General features: G+C 54.0%; 17 protein-coding genes. 13 read left to right on the top strand and 4 right to left on the bottom strand.

Going from position 1 to position 16,744, the window contains the following annotated elements:
* Positions 1-13: 13 nt before the first annotated feature.
* The 3 genes from rnm to rluB all read left to right on the top strand — a co-directional run bounded on the left by rnm (position 14) and on the right by rluB (position 2,497).
* The gene (rnm, locus tag ACOTX7_RS11130; protein WP_221256084.1) at positions 14-907 is read left to right on the top strand and encodes an RNase RNM; all 894 of its coding nucleotides are present in this window, start codon (positions 14-16) and stop codon (positions 905-907) included.
* Positions 904-1,524, top strand: a complete 621-nt coding sequence (locus tag ACOTX7_RS11125) for an L-threonylcarbamoyladenylate synthase (RefSeq protein WP_003856793.1) — start codon at positions 904-906, stop codon at positions 1,522-1,524. Before rnm ends, ACOTX7_RS11125 begins: the two co-directional genes overlap by 4 nt.
* 97 nt (positions 1,525-1,621) lie before the next feature.
* Positions 1,622-2,497: a 23S rRNA pseudouridine(2605) synthase RluB gene (gene rluB, locus ACOTX7_RS11120; RefSeq protein ID WP_003856794.1), complete on the top strand. Its 876-nt coding sequence runs from the start codon at positions 1,622-1,624 to the stop codon at positions 2,495-2,497.
* Positions 2,498-2,532: 35 nt separating this feature from the next.
* Here the strand turns inward: rluB and cobO are convergent, their stop codons facing one another.
* Together cobO and ACOTX7_RS11110 are read right to left on the bottom strand one after the other, a co-directional pair.
* Positions 2,533-3,123, bottom strand: coding sequence for a cob(I)yrinic acid a,c-diamide adenosyltransferase (cobO, locus tag ACOTX7_RS11115; RefSeq protein ID WP_221256083.1), 591 nt, complete (start codon positions 3,121-3,123; stop codon positions 2,533-2,535).
* Positions 3,120-3,881: a YciK family oxidoreductase gene (locus ACOTX7_RS11110; RefSeq protein WP_006810847.1), complete on the bottom strand. Its 762-nt coding sequence runs from the start codon at positions 3,879-3,881 to the stop codon at positions 3,120-3,122. The genes cobO and ACOTX7_RS11110 overlap by 4 nt, the downstream gene beginning before the upstream one ends.
* A gap of 252 nt (positions 3,882-4,133) precedes the next feature.
* Here ACOTX7_RS11110 and sohB point away from each other — a divergent pair, with 252 nt between their 5' ends.
* Positions 4,134-5,180: a protease SohB gene (sohB, locus tag ACOTX7_RS11105; RefSeq protein ID WP_221256082.1), complete on the top strand. Its 1,047-nt coding sequence runs from the start codon at positions 4,134-4,136 to the stop codon at positions 5,178-5,180.
* Between the two features lie 35 nt (positions 5,181-5,215).
* Here sohB and ACOTX7_RS11100 read toward each other — a convergent pair whose 3' ends face one another.
* On the bottom strand, positions 5,216-5,467 hold the full coding sequence (locus ACOTX7_RS11100) for a YciN family protein (RefSeq protein WP_003856804.1): 252 nt from the start codon (positions 5,465-5,467) through the stop codon (positions 5,216-5,218).
* 398 nt (positions 5,468-5,865) lie between these two features.
* Here ACOTX7_RS11100 and topA point away from each other — a divergent pair, with 398 nt between their 5' ends.
* The 6 genes from topA (at position 5,866) to acnA (ending at position 13,351) form a co-directional block, all read left to right on the top strand.
* Complete coding sequence (gene topA / locus ACOTX7_RS11095) at positions 5,866-8,463, top strand: type I DNA topoisomerase (RefSeq protein ID WP_221256081.1); 2,598 nt, start codon at positions 5,866-5,868, stop codon at positions 8,461-8,463.
* 186 nt (positions 8,464-8,649) lie between these two features.
* The gene (gene cysB / locus ACOTX7_RS11090) at positions 8,650-9,624 is read left to right on the top strand and encodes an HTH-type transcriptional regulator CysB (RefSeq protein WP_006810844.1); all 975 of its coding nucleotides are present in this window, start codon (positions 8,650-8,652) and stop codon (positions 9,622-9,624) included.
* A 336-nt stretch (positions 9,625-9,960) separates the two neighbouring features.
* Positions 9,961-10,101, top strand: coding sequence for a YmiA family putative membrane protein (locus ACOTX7_RS11085; protein WP_213083754.1), 141 nt, complete (start codon positions 9,961-9,963; stop codon positions 10,099-10,101).
* Positions 10,102-10,109: 8 nt separating this feature from the next.
* A complete protein-coding gene (locus ACOTX7_RS11080; protein ID WP_162183706.1) occupies positions 10,110-10,274 on the top strand; it encodes a hypothetical protein in 165 nt (54 codons plus the stop codon).
* Between the two features lie 137 nt (positions 10,275-10,411).
* A complete protein-coding gene (gene ymiC, locus ACOTX7_RS11075) occupies positions 10,412-10,510 on the top strand; it encodes a small membrane protein YmiC (protein ID WP_241017413.1) in 99 nt (32 codons plus the stop codon).
* Positions 10,511-10,675: 165 nt separating this feature from the next.
* Positions 10,676-13,351, top strand: coding sequence for an aconitate hydratase AcnA (acnA, locus tag ACOTX7_RS11070; RefSeq protein ID WP_047353321.1), 2,676 nt, complete (start codon positions 10,676-10,678; stop codon positions 13,349-13,351).
* Positions 13,352-13,388: 37 nt separating this feature from the next.
* On the opposite strand, the gene ribA is transcribed toward acnA, so the two are convergent.
* Positions 13,389-13,979 carry a GTP cyclohydrolase II gene (ribA, locus tag ACOTX7_RS11065; RefSeq protein ID WP_003856813.1) on the bottom strand — a complete coding sequence of 197 codons (591 nt, stop codon included), beginning with the start codon at positions 13,977-13,979 and terminating at the stop codon, positions 13,389-13,391.
* Between the two features lie 197 nt (positions 13,980-14,176).
* Between ribA and pgpB the strand changes: the two genes are divergently transcribed.
* From pgpB to lapB, 3 genes are all read left to right on the top strand, one after another.
* Complete coding sequence (pgpB, locus tag ACOTX7_RS11060; RefSeq protein ID WP_205923771.1) at positions 14,177-14,944, top strand: phosphatidylglycerophosphatase B; 768 nt, start codon at positions 14,177-14,179, stop codon at positions 14,942-14,944.
* Positions 14,945-15,092: 148 nt separating this feature from the next.
* Positions 15,093-15,401: a LapA family protein gene (locus ACOTX7_RS11055; RefSeq protein WP_006810839.1), complete on the top strand. Its 309-nt coding sequence runs from the start codon at positions 15,093-15,095 to the stop codon at positions 15,399-15,401.
* A 6-nt stretch (positions 15,402-15,407) separates the two neighbouring features.
* Positions 15,408-16,577 carry a lipopolysaccharide assembly protein LapB gene (gene lapB, locus ACOTX7_RS11050; protein ID WP_006810838.1) on the top strand — a complete coding sequence of 390 codons (1,170 nt, stop codon included), beginning with the start codon at positions 15,408-15,410 and terminating at the stop codon, positions 16,575-16,577.
* Positions 16,578-16,744 lie beyond the last annotated feature (167 nt).

The following is a 16,744-nucleotide window of genomic DNA, read 5'->3' as shown; positions in this document are numbered from 1 at the left end:
TCTCCAACCTGTTATGGGAAGTGCTTTGAGCGATACCACCTACGCCGTAATTTATGATTTACACAGCCATACGCAGGCTTCAGATGGCCTGCTGACACCCGAAGCCCTGGTCCACCGTGCCGTTGAAATGCGTGTCGGCACGCTGGCGATAACCGATCACGATACCACTGACGGCATTCCCGCCGCGCGCGCCGAGATTGCCCGCAGCGGGCTGGCGCTGAATCTGGTGCCCGGGGTCGAGATCTCGACGGTCTGGGAAAACCACGAAATTCATATCGTTGGCCTGAACATCGATACAGAACATCCGGCAATGCGGGCTTTTTTGCAAGAACAAAAAACACGCCGCAATCAACGCGCGGAGATGATTGGCGAACGTCTGGAAAAAGCGCATATTCCCGGTGCGCTGGAAGGCGCGCAAAAGCTGGCGAACGGCGGGGCGGTAACACGCGGCCATTTCGCCCGTTTTCTGGTTGAAACCGGTAAGGCAACGACCATGGCAAATGTCTTTAAAAAGTATCTGGCGCGCGGGAAAACCGGATACGTTCCCCCACAGTGGTGTACAATAAAACAAGCTATTGATGTGATTCATCATTCTGGCGGTAAGGCCGTACTGGCCCATCCGGGGCGGTATAATCTTTCTGCTAAATGGCTGAAAAGACTGCTGGCGCACTTTGCCGAATGCGGCGGTGAGGCGATGGAAGTTGCCCAGTGTCAGCAGGCACCCAATGAGCGTTCGCAACTCGCGACCTACGCCCGTCAGTTTGGCCTGCTTGGGTCACAGGGTTCAGATTTCCATCAGCCCTGCGCGTGGATTGAACTGGGGCGCAAGCTCTGGTTACCCGCTGGCGTTGAGCCTGTCTGGCAGCTCTGGGAACAGCCACAGAAAATTGAAGAGAGGGAAGTATGAGTCAGTTTTTTTATATCCATCCGGATAACCCCCAGCCACGCCTGATTAATCAGGCCGTGGAAATCGTCCGCAAAGGCGGCGTTATTGTCTACCCAACCGATTCTGGCTACGCGCTGGGCTGTAAAATCGAGGACAAAGGGGCGATGGAGCGCATCTGTCGCATCCGCCAGCTGCCGGACGGCCACAACTTCACCCTGATGTGCCGCGATCTCTCCGAGCTGTCGACCTATGCGTATGTGGATAACGTGGCGTTTCGTCTGATCAAAAACAACACGCCGGGTAACTACACCTTCATCCTGAAGGGAACGAAAGAGGTGCCGCGCCGACTGTTGCAGGAAAAACGCAAAACCATCGGGATGCGTGTGCCATCTAACCCGATTGCCCAGGCCCTATTGGAAACTCTGGGGGAGCCGATGCTCTCCACTTCGCTGATGCTGCCCGGCAGTGAGTTTACCGAGTCCGACCCGGAAGAGATCAAAGATCGTCTGGAGAAGGTGGTGGAGCTGATTATTCATGGCGGCTATCTCGGCCAGCAGCCAACCACCGTGGTGGATCTCACCGAAGACGCACCAGAAGTGATTCGTGAAGGCGTGGGCGATGTTAAGCCTTTCTTGTAAGGGTGTAAGCAGATATACTACGCGGCCATCAAAGCAGGGCGCCGCCCTGTTTTTGACCTGATTCGACGCCTGTGAAGGCGACACCTGAGGAAGCTCAATGAGCGAGAAGTTACAGAAAGTGCTGGCGCGCGCTGGCCACGGTTCGCGCCGTGAAATCGAAGCCATTATTGAAGCAGGCCGCGTGAGTGTGGACGGTAAAATCGCCACGCTCGGTGACCGCGTAGAAATCGTACCGGGGCTTAAGATCCGCATTGACGGCCATCTTATCTCCGTGAAAGAGTCTGCTGAACAGATCTGCCGCGTGCTGGCTTACTACAAGCCGGAAGGCGAACTGTGTACCCGCAACGATCCGGAAGGCCGCCCGACGGTGTTTGACCGTCTGCCAAAACTGCGTGGCGCCCGCTGGATTGCCGTGGGGCGTCTGGACGTGAACACCTGCGGCCTGCTGCTGTTCACCACTGATGGTGAACTGGCAAACCGTCTGATGCACCCGAGCCGTGAAGTGGAACGTGAATACGCCGTGCGTGTTTTCGGCCAGGTTGATGAGAACAAACTGCGCGATCTGTCGCGTGGCGTTCAGCTTGAAGACGGTCCTGCGGCGTTCAAAACCATCAAATTTACCGGTGGTGAAGGCATTAACCAGTGGTACAACGTTACCCTGACAGAGGGACGTAACCGTGAGGTGCGTCGTCTGTGGGAAGCGGTCGGTGTGCAGGTAAGCCGTTTGATTCGCGTTCGCTATGGCGACATTCTCCTGCCGAAAGGTCTGCCACGCGGTGGGTATACCGAGCTGGATCTGACGCAAACCAACTACCTGCGCGATCTGGTTGGCCTGACGCCAGAAACCACATCGAAAGTGGCGGTGGAAAAAGATCGTCGTCGCATGAAGGCGAATCAGATCCGCCGGGCGGTGAAGCGTCACAGCCAGGTCAGCAGCAATCGCCGCTCTGGCAGCCGTAATAACAACGGTTAATTGAAAAGCCCGGTGAATATACCGGGCTTTTTTCTTTAGTAATCAATCCCAATTTGCGCTTTGATACCCGCATCGAACGCATGCTTAACCGGACGCAGTTCGCTGACGGTATCTGCCAGCTCCAGAATATCCCGATGACACCCACGCCCCGTGACGATCGCCGTCTGGTGCGCAGGACGATTCCTTAGCGCTTCAAGCACCTCTTCCAGCGGCAGGTAGTCATAGGCCACCATATAGGTGATTTCATCCAGCAATACCATGTTTAGCGACGGGTCGGAGAGCATTCTTTTGGCATGCTCCCAGACGGCGAGGCAGGCTGCGGTATCGGTTTCCCGGTTCTGGGTATCCCACGTAAAACCGGTCGCCATCACCTGGAACTCAACGCCATGCGGTTCGAGCAGATTGCGCTCGCCGTTGGGCCATTCACCCTTGATAAACTGGATCACACCCACTTTCTGCCCATGCCCGACCGCGCGGGTGGCGGTACCAAAGGCAGCAGTGGTTTTGCCTTTGCCGTTTCCGGTGAAGACGATGAGGATCCCGCGCTCGTCCTGGGCTGCCGCCACACGTGCATCAACCTGTTCTTTCAGACGCTGCTGGCGCTGCTGATGACGGTCTTCACTCATTGCGATATCCCCGGTTTGCGGCCTGGCTGGGCATCAAAAGTCATTCCGGTTTTACGACGGCTGTCGTCACCCATCAGCCACAGGTAAAGGGGCATGATATCGGCCGGGGTTTTAAGCTTCTGCGGATCTTCTGTCGGGAACGCGCTGGCGCGCATTTTGGTTCGCGTACCGCCCGGGTTAATACAGTTAACCCGCAGGTGGCGGCTCTGGTACTCTTCGGCCAGTACCTGCATCATTCCTTCAGTGGCAAATTTTGAGGCTGCGTAAGCCCCCCAGTTCGCACGACCCTGACGCCCCACGCTGGAGGAGGTAAACACCAGCGAACCGGAATCGGAGTTAAGTAATAAAGGAAGCAAGGCCTGGGTCAGGAAAAATGTCCCGTTGACGTTAACCTGCATCACCTGCTGCCAAATCTCCGGATCCTGTTCATCCATCGGGCGCACTTCGCCCAGTAAACCCGCGTTGTGCAGCACGCCGTCCAGACGTGGATAATGCGTGCTAATGCGCTGGGCAAGGGCCTGACATGACGCTGGCGTGCAGGTCAACAGATCGAGCGTATACCAGGGCGTGGGCGTACCGCTGGCGTTTTCGATTTCACGGGCGACGGCTTTGAGCTTTTCTTCATTACGTCCCAGCAGAATCAGGCTCGCACCGTATTCAGAATAGGTCAGGGCCGCTTCGCGACCAATCCCGTCGCTGGCTCCGGTAACCAGAATAATGCGGTTCTGTAGAAGGTTTTTTTGTGGCTGATAATGCACGGTGGCTCCTCAGGCGCATTGGGCGTGACTTGCACCTTTATTTATGACTTTTCGGCTTTATGCCCGAAACAGCGTCAGAATTCAATCAGTCTACAGGACAGAACGCTGGGAAATTAACAATTTGCAAAGATTTAAACCAGATGCGAGGGATTCCTGAAGCCGCCTCGCACAGGTAATGTCCTGAGCGAGACGCCTGCGCAGGGCTGTTGTACACTGGCGTGAAAGAGTCGTGGTTAAATCAAGGTGGAACGCGTGGAATTACTTTCTCAATATGGGTTATTTTTGGCCAAAATCGCGACGGTGGTTATTGCTATCGCGGTGATCGCCGTTCTGATTGTCAACCTGACGCAGCGTAAGCGTCAGCGTGGTGAGTTACGCATTACCCGCCTGAGTGAGCAGTATAAAGAGATGCAGGAGGAGATGTCTCTGGCGCTGCTGGACGATCATCAACAGAAGCTGTGGCTAAAGGCCCAGAAGAAAAAACATAAGCAGGACGCCAAAGCCGCGAAGGCGAAAGCAAAGCTCGCTACGCCACAGGCTGACACAAAGCCGCGCGTCTATGTGCTCGATTTTAAAGGTAGCATGGATGCGCATGAAGTCTCCTCTCTGCGCGAAGAAGTGACGGCGGTGCTGGCAGTAGCGACAGCGCAGGATCAGGTGGTGGTACGCCTTGAAAGCCCGGGCGGGGTCGTGCATGGGTATGGACTGGCGGCTTCGCAGTTACAACGTCTGCGGGATAAACAGATCCCGCTCACCGTGGCGGTCGATAAGGTTGCGGCGAGCGGCGGCTATATGATGGCGTGCGTGGCGGATAAAATCGTCGCGGCACCGTTCTCGATTATCGGCTCGATTGGGGTGGTCGCGCAGATCCCTAACTTTAATCGTTTCCTGAAAAACAAAGAGATCGACATCGAACTGCACACGGCAGGTCAGTACAAACGCACGCTGACGCTGCTCGGTGAAAATACCGAAGAGGGACGGCAGAAGTTCCGGGAAGACCTGAACGAAACACACCATCTGTTCAAAGATTTCGTGCATCGCATGCGCCCAACGCTGGATATTGAGCAGGTGGCGACGGGCGAACACTGGTACGGCACACAGGCGCAGGAGAAAGGGCTGGTGGATGAAGTGGGTACCAGCGACGACCTGCTGATCAACCTGATGGAAGGCCGCGAGCTGGTGGGGGTGCGCTTCACCCGACGCAAGCGCCTCTTGGACCGTTTTACCAACAGTGCGGCAGAAAGTGCGGATCGTCTGCTGCTAGGCTGGTTGCAGCGCGGACAAAAGCCGCTGCTGTAAAGAAAAACGCGAGGCTGATGCCTCGCGTTTTCGTTTTAATCGACCAGGTGGTACTTCTCTGAGAGGGTATGCGCCAGGTATTTGAACATGTTAAACACGGCGGTGCTTTTCGGGGTGGGTAACCCTTGTTCATCAAGGAAGTATTCACCGCTGAATACCAGCACGCCATTACGTTGTTCCACGCCAGTCGCTTCAATCCCCGCCAGGGTGTCTTCATGGTCGCGAATGAGTTTGTTTGCTTCGATAAGCAGAGAAGCTCGGTCAATGGGTTGGGTTGTATTCTGCATATTCCACTCCTTAAACAGTGACAATAGTCTACGCCTGGGTCGCTTCAGGGGCAAATTTTCCCTGTTATCCGAGGGGATAAGGAAAGGGGGCTGGCTGGCGGGATTTGCTTTTGCATGCTAATAAAGTTGCGTAACGAATTTTATCAGGTACAGTGTGCGCTTTCGTCATTCTGGCAACAGAATTGCTTGACATTCGACCGGGAATTCGTCACGAATGAACTTTGATGTGAGAAAAATACCCGAAAACTCAATGACCTGGATGTCGCCATTCTGACGTTCGGTAAAACATAGGGGTTGATATCCCCTGATGACGTCGCAATATCAATGGCTCGTCGTCAGCGGAAGGGAAATCAACGTGCGGCGTATTCCTGGAAGAATTAAATTAGGTAAAGGTGAATATGGGTAAAGCTCTCGTCATCGTTGAGTCCCCGGCAAAAGCCAAAACGATCAATAAATATCTGGGCAATGACTACGTGGTTAAGTCCAGCGTTGGTCACATTCGCGATTTGCCGACCAGTGGCTCAGCCAGCAAAAAGAGCGCAGACTCTACCTCCACCAAAGGGGCTAAAAAGCCTAAAAAGGATGAACGTAGCGCGCTTGTCAACCGCATGGGTGTTAACCCATGGCACAACTGGGATGCACAATACGAAGTGCTGCCAGGCAAAGAAAAAGTCGTTAATGAGCTGAAACAGCTCGCTGAAAAAGCAGACCACATTTATCTCGCAACCGACCTTGACCGCGAAGGGGAAGCCATCGCATGGCACCTGCGGGAAGTGATCGGGGGTGATGACAAACGCTACAGCCGCGTAGTGTTTAACGAAATTACGAAGAATGCGATTCGTCAGGCGTTTGAGAAGCCGGGTGAACTGAATATTGACCGTGTTAACGCTCAGCAGGCGCGTCGCTTTATGGACCGCGTTGTAGGCTACATGGTCTCGCCGTTGCTGTGGAAAAAGGTTGCTCGCGGCCTGTCTGCGGGGCGTGTGCAGTCCGTGGCGGTTCGTCTTGTTGTAGAACGTGAACGTGAAATCAAAGCGTTCGTCCCGGAAGAGTTCTGGGAAGTGGATGCGAATGTCACCACGCCAGGCGGCGATGCGCTGCCGTTGCAGGTGAGTCACCACCACGACAAACCGTTCCGTCCTGAGAATCGCGATCAGACCATGGCCGCCGTGGCGCTGCTGGAAAAAGCGCGTTATCAGGTTCTGGATCGTGAAGACAAACCGACCAGCAGCAAGCCTGGCGCTCCGTTTATCACGTCAACTCTCCAGCAGGCGGCAAGCACGCGTCTGGGTTACGGCGTGAAGAAAACCATGATGATGGCCCAGCGTTTGTATGAAGCGGGTTACATTACCTACATGCGTACTGACTCCACCAACCTGAGCCAGGACGCTGTTAACATGGTGCGCGGCTATATCGAGGACAACTTCGGTAAAAAATACCTGCCGGACAGTCCTAATCAGTACGCCAGCAAAGAGAATTCTCAGGAAGCGCACGAAGCGATTCGTCCTTCTGACGTTTCCGTCCTGGCAGAATCGCTGAAAGATATGGAAGCGGACGCGCAGAAGCTGTATCAGCTGATCTGGCGTCAGTTCGTGGCCTGCCAGATGACGCCAGCGAAATACGACTCCACCACGCTGACCGTTGGTGCGGGCGACTTCCGCCTGAAAGCGCGTGGCCGTATTCTGCGCTTCGACGGCTGGACCAAAGTGATGCCTGCGCTGCGTAAAGGTGATGAAGACAGAACGCTGCCTTCAGTCAACAAAGGTGACGAGCTGTCGCTGGTTGATTTGGTCCCGGCTCAGCACTTCACTAAGCCACCTGCGCGTTTCAGCGAAGCCTCGCTGGTGAAAGAGCTGGAAAAACGCGGCATTGGTCGCCCGTCTACCTATGCGTCAATCATTTCGACCATTCAGGATCGTGGCTACGTTCGCGTTGAGAACCGTCGTTTCTATGCTGAAAAAATGGGTGAGATTGTCACCGACCGCCTGGAAGCGAACTTCCGCGAGTTGATGAACTATGACTTCACCGCGCAGATGGAAGACAGCCTCGATGAGGTTGCCAGCCATAAGGCGGAGTGGAAGAAAGTTCTCGACAGCTTCTTCAGCGATTTTACCAACCAGCTTGAAAAAGCTGAGAAAGATCCTGAAGAGGGCGGCATGCTGCCTAACCAGATGGTACTGACCAGCATCGACTGCCCAACCTGTGGCCGTAAAATGGGGATCCGTACCGCGACCACGGGCGTGTTCCTCGGCTGTTCCGGGTATGCACTGTCGCCGAAAGAGCGTTGCAAAACCACCATCAACCTCGTGCCGGAGAACGAAGTTCTCAACGTGCTGGAAGGTGACGATGCGGAAACCAACGCACTGCGCGCAAAACGCCGCTGTAAGAAATGCGGCACGGCGATGGACAGCTACCTGATCGATCCAAAACGTAAACTGCACGTTTGCGGTAATAACCCGACCTGCGATGGTTATGAGATCGAAGAAGGTGAGTTCCGCATCAAGGGCTATGACGGTCCGATCGTTGAGTGTGAGAAGTGTGGTTCCGAAATGCACCTGAAAATGGGACGTTTCGGTAAGTACATGGCATGCACCAACGACGACTGTAAAAATACGCGTAAGATCCTGCGTAACGGTGAAGTTGCCCCGCCGAAGGAAGATCCGGTTCCGCTTCCTGAGCTGCCGTGCGAGAAGTCTGACGCTTATTTCGTGCTGCGTGACGGCGCTGCCGGGGTATTCCTGGCGGCCAACACCTTCCCGAAATCGCGCGAAACCCGCGCGCCGCTGGTAGAAGAGCTGTACCGCTTCCGCGATCGTCTGCCGGAGAAACTGCGCTACCTGGCCGATGCGCCACAGCAGGATCCGGAAGGCAACAAAACCGTGGTGCGCTTCAGCCGCAAAACGAAGCAGCAGTACATTGCGGCTGAAAAAGAGGGTAAAGCGACCGGCTGGTCAGCCTTCTTTGTCGACGGTAAATGGGTTGAAGGCAAAAAATAATCTTCTCTTACCGTAACTTACCTGTGAAAGGGCCGGACTTCCGGCCCTTTTTTATTACGTTATTATTATTTTTTGTTCCGTACTATACAGCCTGGCTATAAATGATATAGTGGTTATAGTTAACCCGTTTCTTATTATCAAATCGTCTTAAGCGATTGACGCATGCGCTAAATCGGATGGTCTAGCATGAAATTACAGCAGCTTCGCTATATCGTTGAGGTCGTCAATCATAACCTCAATGTCTCTTCCACCGCAGAAGGTCTTTATACCTCACAGCCCGGCATCAGTAAGCAGGTGCGTATGCTGGAGGATGAGTTAGGTATTCAGATATTTGCCCGCAGTGGTAAGCACCTGACTCAGGTCACGCCAGCAGGACAGGAAATTATTCGTATCGCACGGGAAGTGCTCTCCAAAGTCGACGCCATTAAATCCGTCGCCGGGGAACATACCTGGCCGGATAAAGGCTCTCTGTATATTGCCACCACGCACACCCAGGCGCGTTATGCGCTTCCCGGGGTCATCAAAGGTTTCATCGAACGCTATCCCCGCGTTTCCCTGCATATGCACCAGGGCTCGCCGACGCAAATCGCAGAGGCCGTGTCCAAAGGTAATGCAGACTTTGCCATCGCGACCGAAGCCCTTCATCTGTACGATGATCTGGTCATGCTGCCGTGCTACCACTGGAACCGCTCCATTGTCGTGACTCCTGACCACCCGCTGGCAGGGAAGGGAGAAGTGACAATTGAAGAGCTGGCGCAATATCCGCTGGTGACCTATACCTTCGGCTTTACGGGCCGTTCTGAGCTGGACACCGCGTTTAACCGCGCCGGATTAACACCACGGATTGTCTTTACGGCGACAGACGCGGACGTCATAAAAACGTACGTGCGTCTGGGCCTGGGCGTGGGAGTTATTGCCAGTATGGCGGTGGATCCAGTATCAGACCCGGATCTGGTGCGTCTGGATGCGCATGATATTTTCAGCCACAGCACCACCAAGATAGGTTTTCGCCGCAGCACGTTCCTGCGCAGCTATATGTATGATTTTATTCAACGCTTCGCGCCCCATTTAACGCGGGACGTGGTGGATACCGCTGTGGCGTTACGCTCTAATGAAGACATAGAAGAGATGTTTAAAGACATCAAACTTCCCGCCAAATAATCACACCCGGTATCTTTCTCGTGCGGAAAGATACCGTCATTCCCCTTCAAACCTGAATTAGAATTATCATCATCTACGCCCACTGTCATATATCGTCATAACCCATTTAATGACTATGGTTTTACTGTCGCAAATTTGCGACAAAAGTAGAAACTAATTTACAGGTGTGCAAATTATTCTTTTCAATTATTTATTTCTGGTCAAAAGATTGAATTTTCCCAGGCCCAGATACGTAAATTCACTGGCTTTTCGGCTAAAGTTTCTTTAGGATTTATCTCATCAGATGATTACTTGTGCCAATTGTTTGGTCTCTAAATGATAAGCGATGTCGATTGTATGAGGTTAGCAATGCCGTCAGGAAGTGAAGAACCGCAAAGGGATCCCGCGCTTAAGCGTAAAGCCTGGCTGGCGGTATTTCTTGGCTCTGCCCTGTTCTGGGTGGTGGTTGCTCTTCTTGTCTGGAATTACTGGGGTTGATTATGGTCATGACGGTGCGTACAGAAGCGAGAAAAGAGATGTGTCAGCTTCGTGACAATGCTCACAAAGCCCGTAAAGCGCCAGCAACCAGCGTGCCAGCCTCCTGGAAACTGACGCCTCAGCAGCAGGCCTTTATTGATGTGTTCGCGGAAGACGAACCCAAAAAACAATAATTTCGGTTTTTGCGTAACGATGCAAATAGTCTGAATAAAGACTGTGCACTTTTGTACTCTTTAATAAATACACATCAGCAATATAGAACGAGGGCAGACCTCGCAACCTTAAATAATTAAAGTCTGGTGTCCCTATGATGAATAACATGACAACCGTAAAATACTGGTCATGGCTCGGCGTATTCTCGGCGTCGATCCTCTTCTGGTGTCAGCTCATCTGGCTGGCCTTACACTAAATCGTAAAACCTCGCCACGGCGGGGTTTTTTGTTTTATCACTCGCGTTGGACCATTCCTAAATTTATCAATTTGGGTTGTTATCAAAACGTTACGACATCTTTGTGTTATCTTTAATTACAGCCCTGATGATTGTCAGGACATCCCTGTTTTTAAGGAGGAGCTTATGTCGTTAACCCTACGCGAAGCCAGTAAGGACACATTACAGGCGGAAAATAAAACCTGGCGCTACTACAGCTTACCGCTGGCGGCCAGAACGCTTGGGGACATTTCGCGGTTACCCAAGTCGTTGAAAGTCTTACTGGAAAACCTCTTGCGCTGGCAGGATGGCGACTCGGTTACCGAGGAGGATATCCAGGCTCTGGCAGGGTGGCTGAAAAATGCTCATGCAGACAGAGAAATTGCCTATCGCCCGGCCAGGGTGTTGATGCAGGATTTCACCGGCGTACCGGCGGTTGTGGATTTGGCTGCCATGCGTGAAGCCGTTAAGCGTCTTGGGGGCGATACCGCTAAGGTTAATCCCCTGTCCCCGGTAGACCTCGTCATCGACCACTCCGTCACCGTCGACCACTTCGGTGATGACGACGCTTTCGGCGAAAACGTCCGTCTGGAGATGGAACGCAACCACGAACGCTACGTATTCCTGAAATGGGGTCAGCAGGCGTTCAGCCGCTTCAGTGTTGTTCCCCCGGGAACCGGAATTTGCCACCAGGTTAACCTGGAATATCTTGGCAAAGCCGTCTGGAGTGAATTGCAGGATAAAGAGTGGGTGGCTTACCCGGATACGCTGGTGGGCACCGACTCACACACCACCATGATTAACGGCCTTGGCGTACTCGGCTGGGGCGTTGGCGGTATCGAAGCGGAAGCGGCCATGCTCGGCCAGCCGGTATCAATGCTCATTCCGGATGTGGTGGGCTTTAAGCTGACCGGTAAGCTGCCCGAAGGCATTACCGCCACGGATCTGGTCCTGACGGTCACCCAGATGCTACGCAAGCATGGCGTGGTAGGTAAATTTGTTGAATTTTATGGCGATGGCCTGGATTCACTGCCGCTGGCGGACCGCGCCACCATCGCCAATATGGCGCCGGAATACGGCGCGACCTGCGGCTTTTTCCCGATTGATAGCGTAACGCTTGAGTATATGCGTCTCAGCGGTCGCAGCGAGGAGCAGGTGGCACTTGTTGAGGCTTACACCAAAGCGCAGGGCATGTGGCGTAACCCGGGTGATGAGCCGGTATTTACCAGTACGCTGGAACTGGATATGGGCACCGTTGAGGCAAGCCTCGCAGGGCCTAAGCGTCCCCAGGACCGCGTCGCCCTGAGCAACGTTCCGAAAGCGTTTGCCGCCAGCAATGAGCTGGAGGTCAATGCCGCGCAAAAAGATCACCGTCCGGTGGACTACGTTCTGAACGGGCATCAGTATCAACTCCCTGACGGCGCCGTAGTGATCGCCGCTATTACCTCCTGTACCAACACGTCCAACCCGAGCGTGTTAATGGCAGCCGGGCTGCTGGCGAAAAAAGCGGTAGAGTTGGGACTTAAGCCACAGCCGTGGGTGAAAGCCTCCCTGGCGCCTGGTTCAAAAGTGGTTTCCGATTATCTGGCGCAGGCCAGACTCACGCCTTACCTCGACGAGCTGGGCTTTAACCTGGTGGGTTACGGCTGTACGACCTGCATCGGTAACTCTGGTCCATTGCCTGAACCTATTGAAGTGGCGATCAAGCAAGGTGATTTGACCGTTGGCGCGGTGCTTTCCGGTAACCGAAACTTTGAAGGGCGTATTCATCCGCTGGTGAAAACCAACTGGCTGGCCTCGCCGCCGCTGGTTGTGGCCTATGCTCTGGCCGGAAACATGAACATTAATCTGGCGACCGATCCGATTGGTCACGATCGCAAGAATGAACCGGTTTATCTGAAAGACATCTGGCCATCATCGCGTGAAATTGCGCGCGCGGTCGAGAAAGTCTCCACGGAGATGTTCCGCAAAGAATATGCCGAAGTATTTGAAGGTACGGAGGAATGGAAAGCGATCGACGTGGTGGGTTCCGATACCTATGACTGGCAGAATGACTCCACCTATATTCGCCTGTCTCCATTCTTCGATGAGATGCTGGCGGAGCCTGCACCGCTGAAAGATATTCACGGCGCGCGGATCCTGGCGATGCTGGGGGATTCCGTCACAACCGACCATATCTCTCCGGCGGGGAGTATCAAGGCGGACAGCCCGGCTGGTCGGTATCTGCAAAGTCGAGGCGTGGAACGTCGCGATTTCAACTCCTACGGTTCGCGTCGCGGTAACCATGAAGTGATGATGCGCGGGACATTTGCCAACATCCGCATTCGTAATGAAATGGTGCCGGGCGTGGAAGGGGGCATGACGCGCCACCTGCCGGATACGGAGGTCATTTCGATTTATGACGCTGCCGTGAAGTATCAGCAGGAAGGGACGCCGTTGGCGGTTATTGCCGGGAAGGAATACGGTTCCGGCTCCAGCCGTGACTGGGCGGCGAAAGGCCCGCGTCTGCTTGGGGTTCGCGTGGTCATTGCCGAATCCTTTGAACGTATCCACCGTTCAAACCTGATCGGAATGGGGATCCTGCCGCTGGAATTTCCACAGGGCGTGACGCGAAAAACGCTGGGACTGACCGGGGAAGAGCAGATTGATATCAGCGGCCTGCAAAATCTGCAACCGGGTAAAACGGTGCCCGTGAAGTTAACGCGTGCAGATGGTACATCAGAAGTGCTGGAATGCCGGTGTCGTATAGATACGGCCACGGAGCTGACCTATTACCAGAACGACGGCATTTTGCATTATGTAATCCGTAAGATGCTGGACTGATAAAACTCGCCCGGCACATGTGCCGGGCGTTTTGCATTTACTCGCTCAACAGGTGGCCCATTTTGGCGGCTTTAGTATCAAGATAGTGCGCGTTTTTCGGGTTGCGGCCAACAATCAGCGGCACGCGTTCCACGATATTGATGCCCGCTTCAGTGAGGATCTCCACTTTCTTCGGGTTGTTAGTCAGCAGGCGCACTTCGTCCACGCCCAGCAGCTTGAACATATCTGCGCACAGGGTGAAATCGCGCTCGTCGGCAGCAAAGCCGAGCTGATGGTTCGCTTCGACAGTATCGTAGCCCTGATCCTGCAACGCATAGGCGCGGATTTTATTCAGCAGGCCGATATTGCGTCCTTCCTGACGGTGATACAGCAGAACGCCACGTCCTTCCTCTGCGATATGAGAAAGGGCGGCTTCGAGCTGGAAACCGCAGTCGCACCGCAGGCTGAACAGCGCGTCACCGGTCAGACACTCTGAATGAACGCGGGACAACACCGGCGTTTGCCCCGAAATGTCGCCGAATACCAGAGCGACGTGATCTTGCCCGGTTGCCAGTTCTTCAAAACCCACCATCAGGAAATCGCCCCATGGGGTTGGCAGTTTGGCTTCTGCCACACGTTTAAGCTGCATGTGATTCTCCAGACCAGGCTGACACGTTTCGTGCCTTTGCCCCATTTTGCTTTCTGTATTGGACTATTTTGCCACAAGCCCGGCAACTTCACCTAATCGCCACCACGTTATACGGACGTTAAACGCACGATCCGACATCTCCACCAGAATGATGAAATTCAGTTATGATTGTGGTGCTTAGTGAAAAAGGAGAGGACATGCTTTCAATTGCCAGACGAACGGCCGCAGGCGCCGCCGTATTGCTTGTTATACCCCTGGTCGTTTGGTTCTCCGGCTGGATGTGGCAGCCAGGACAAAACGAGACGTGGCTGAAAGCCTTATACTGGATAACCGAGACGGTCACCCAGCCGTGGGGGATTATTACGCACGTGCTGCTCTGTGCCTGGTTCCTGTGGTGCCTGCGCTTTCGCCTTCGCGCGGCGCTGGTACTCTTTGCCATTCTTGGCGGAGCCATACTTATCGGGCAGGGGGTGAAGTCGTGGGTGAAAGATCGCGTGCAGGAACCCCGTCCTTTCGTCGTCTGGCTGGAAAAAACGCACCATGTTCCGGTGGATGAGTTCTACAATTTAAAGCGTAAAGATCGCGGTGCGCTGGTAAAGGCGCAGCTTGCAGAACAACAGGATATCCCGACTTTTTTACGCAAACACTGGCAAAAAGAGACCGGCTTTGCGTTTCCTTCCGGGCATACCATGTTTGCAGCCAGCTGGGCGTTACTTGGCGTGGGTCTGCTGTGGCCGCGTCGGCGTACCCTCACGATTGCGATTTTGCTGGTCTGGGCGACAGGCGTAATGGGCAGCCGGATGCTGCTGGGAATGCACTGGCCGCGTGATTTGGTGGTGGCAACGCTGATCTCGTGGGTACTTGTGACGCTGGCGTCCTGGCTTGCACAACGTTTCTGTGGACCACTGACGCCGCCGCCGGAAGAGAAGGAAGAAATCGCCGAAAGGGAGTCTGGCGGAATCTGAAGGTTGATATTCCGCACTTTGACCATAAATCCATGTAGGGCGCGCTACTTTTTCCGTTTCGCGTCCGTCACTAAAATGGTAGCTTATAAGGCTGATTGCAGTGAGTTGAACACGCTTTATACGCTCGAACCACATAACGGGAAGTCATGTGAAATATTTACTCATTTTCTTACTGGTGTTGGCGATTTTTGTCATTTCAGTCACATTGGGCGCGCAAAACGATCAACAGGTAAGTTTCAACTATCTGCTGGCGCAGGGCGAGTACCGGGTGTCGAGCCTGCTGGCTGTGTTATTCGCGGCGGGATTTGTCATTGGCTGGCTTGTATGCGGCCTGTTCTGGCTGAAGGTTCGTGTTTCTCTTGTTCGCGCTGAACGTAAAATTAAACGACTTGAACATCAACTTACGCCTGCGACTGACATTCCGGCGAGCTCTGGTGTGCCGGTAGTCAAGGAATAATCGAATATGCTGGAGTTGTTGTTTCTGCTTTTGCCTGTCGCCGCAGCCTATGGCTGGTATATGGGCCGCAGAAGCGCGCAACAAACAAAACAGGATGAAGCGAACCGACTCTCCCGTGACTATGTTGCGGGGGTGAACTTCCTGTTGAGCAATCAGCAGGATAAAGCGGTGGATCTGTTCCTCGACATGCTTAAAGAGGATACCGGCACCGTAGAGGCGCATCTTACCCTGGGTAACCTGTTCCGCTCGCGCGGCGAGGTTGACCGTGCCATTCGTATCCACCAGACCCTGATGGAAAGCGCGTCGTTGACCTATGAGCAACGGCTGCTGGCCGTGCAGCAACTGGGACGGGATTACATGGCCGCGGGGCTTTACGATCGCGCCGAGGATATGTTCTCCCAGCTCGTGGATGAGACTGACTTCCGCATCGGTGCGCTTCAGCAACTTCTGCAAATCTACCAGGCCACCAGCGACTGGCAAAAAGCGATTGATACCGCCGAACGGCTGGTCAAACTCGGCAAAGATAAACAGCGCGTCGAAATTGCCCACTTCTACTGCGAGCTGGCCCTTCAGCAGATGGGTAGCGATGACATGGATAAAGCCATGGCGTTGTTAAAGAAAGGCGCCGCGGCCGATCGCAACAGCGCCCGCATCTCGATTATGATGGGTCGGGTCTTTATGGCTAACGGCGATTACGCCAAAGCCGTGGAGAGCCTGCTTCGCGTTATCGATCAGGACAAAGAGCTGGTCAGCGAAACGCTGGAAATGCTGCAAACCTGCTATCAGCAGCTTGATAAGCAGGACGAGTGGGTGGCGTTCCTGCGCCGCTGTGTTGAAGAAAACACCGGGGCCACAGCCGAGCTGATGCTTTCTGATGTCGTTGAACAGCACGAAGGGAGTGATACTGCACAGGTTTATATTACCCGTCAGTTGCAGCGTCATCCTACGATGCGCGTCTTCCACAAACTGATGGACTACCATCTCAATGACGCGGAAGAAGGGCGCGCTAAAGAGAGCCTGATGGTGCTGCGAGACATGGTGGGCGAACAGGTACGGAGCAAACCGCGCTATCGCTGCCAGAAATGCGGCTTCACCGCGTACTCGCTCTACTGGCATTGTCCTTCATGCCGTGCCTGGTCCACCATTAAGCCAATCCGTGGCCTGGACGGGCAGTGATTTTTTAAAACGCCGCAATTTAGTTACAACATACTAATGGTTGCAGTAACTTCGTCAGCACCGTGCGGTCTGGGGTTCAGCAGGAAAAGCATTCGATTCTGTTCATTTACCCCGAGGGCAGGTAGAATGCACGCCGTTTATCTGTTCCGCGCCGCTGCGCGCCCATA

The organism is Enterobacter cloacae complex sp. IR5418, assembly GCF_049238105.1.
Classification (GTDB): domain Bacteria; phylum Pseudomonadota; class Gammaproteobacteria; order Enterobacterales; family Enterobacteriaceae; genus Enterobacter; species Enterobacter hormaechei.
Note: the sequence above shows the minus strand (reverse complement) of the source record. Positions and strands in the feature narration are given on the sequence as shown.

Bases quoted from the DNA above. Each gene is read 5' to 3' on its own strand.
- cysB (WP_006810844.1), top strand. From the start codon at position 8,650: ATGAAATTACAGCAGCTTCGCTATATCGTTGAGGTCGTCAATCATAAC.
- ACOTX7_RS11085 (WP_213083754.1), top strand. From the start codon at position 9,961: ATGAGGTTAGCAATGCCGTCAGGAAGTGAAGAACCGCAAAGGGATCCC.
- lapB (WP_006810838.1), top strand. From the start codon at position 15,408: ATGCTGGAGTTGTTGTTTCTGCTTTTGCCTGTCGCCGCAGCCTATGGC.
- ymiC (WP_241017413.1), top strand. From the start codon at position 10,412: ATGAATAACATGACAACCGTAAAATACTGGTCATGGCTCGGCGTATTC.
- acnA (WP_047353321.1), top strand. From the start codon at position 10,676: ATGTCGTTAACCCTACGCGAAGCCAGTAAGGACACATTACAGGCGGAA.
- pgpB (WP_205923771.1), top strand. From the start codon at position 14,177: ATGCTTTCAATTGCCAGACGAACGGCCGCAGGCGCCGCCGTATTGCTT.
- rluB (WP_003856794.1), top strand. From the start codon at position 1,622: ATGAGCGAGAAGTTACAGAAAGTGCTGGCGCGCGCTGGCCACGGTTCG.
- rnm (WP_221256084.1), top strand. From the start codon at position 14: ATGGGAAGTGCTTTGAGCGATACCACCTACGCCGTAATTTATGATTTA.
- ribA (WP_003856813.1), bottom strand. From the start codon at position 13,979: ATGCAGCTTAAACGTGTGGCAGAAGCCAAACTGCCAACCCCATGGGGC.
- ACOTX7_RS11100 (WP_003856804.1), bottom strand. From the start codon at position 5,467: ATGCAGAATACAACCCAACCCATTGACCGAGCTTCTCTGCTTATCGAA.
- topA (WP_221256081.1), top strand. From the start codon at position 5,866: ATGGGTAAAGCTCTCGTCATCGTTGAGTCCCCGGCAAAAGCCAAAACG.
- ACOTX7_RS11080 (WP_162183706.1), top strand. From the start codon at position 10,110: ATGACGGTGCGTACAGAAGCGAGAAAAGAGATGTGTCAGCTTCGTGAC.
- cobO (WP_221256083.1), bottom strand. From the start codon at position 3,123: ATGAGTGAAGACCGTCATCAGCAGCGCCAGCAGCGTCTGAAAGAACAG.
- ACOTX7_RS11125 (WP_003856793.1), top strand. From the start codon at position 904: ATGAGTCAGTTTTTTTATATCCATCCGGATAACCCCCAGCCACGCCTG.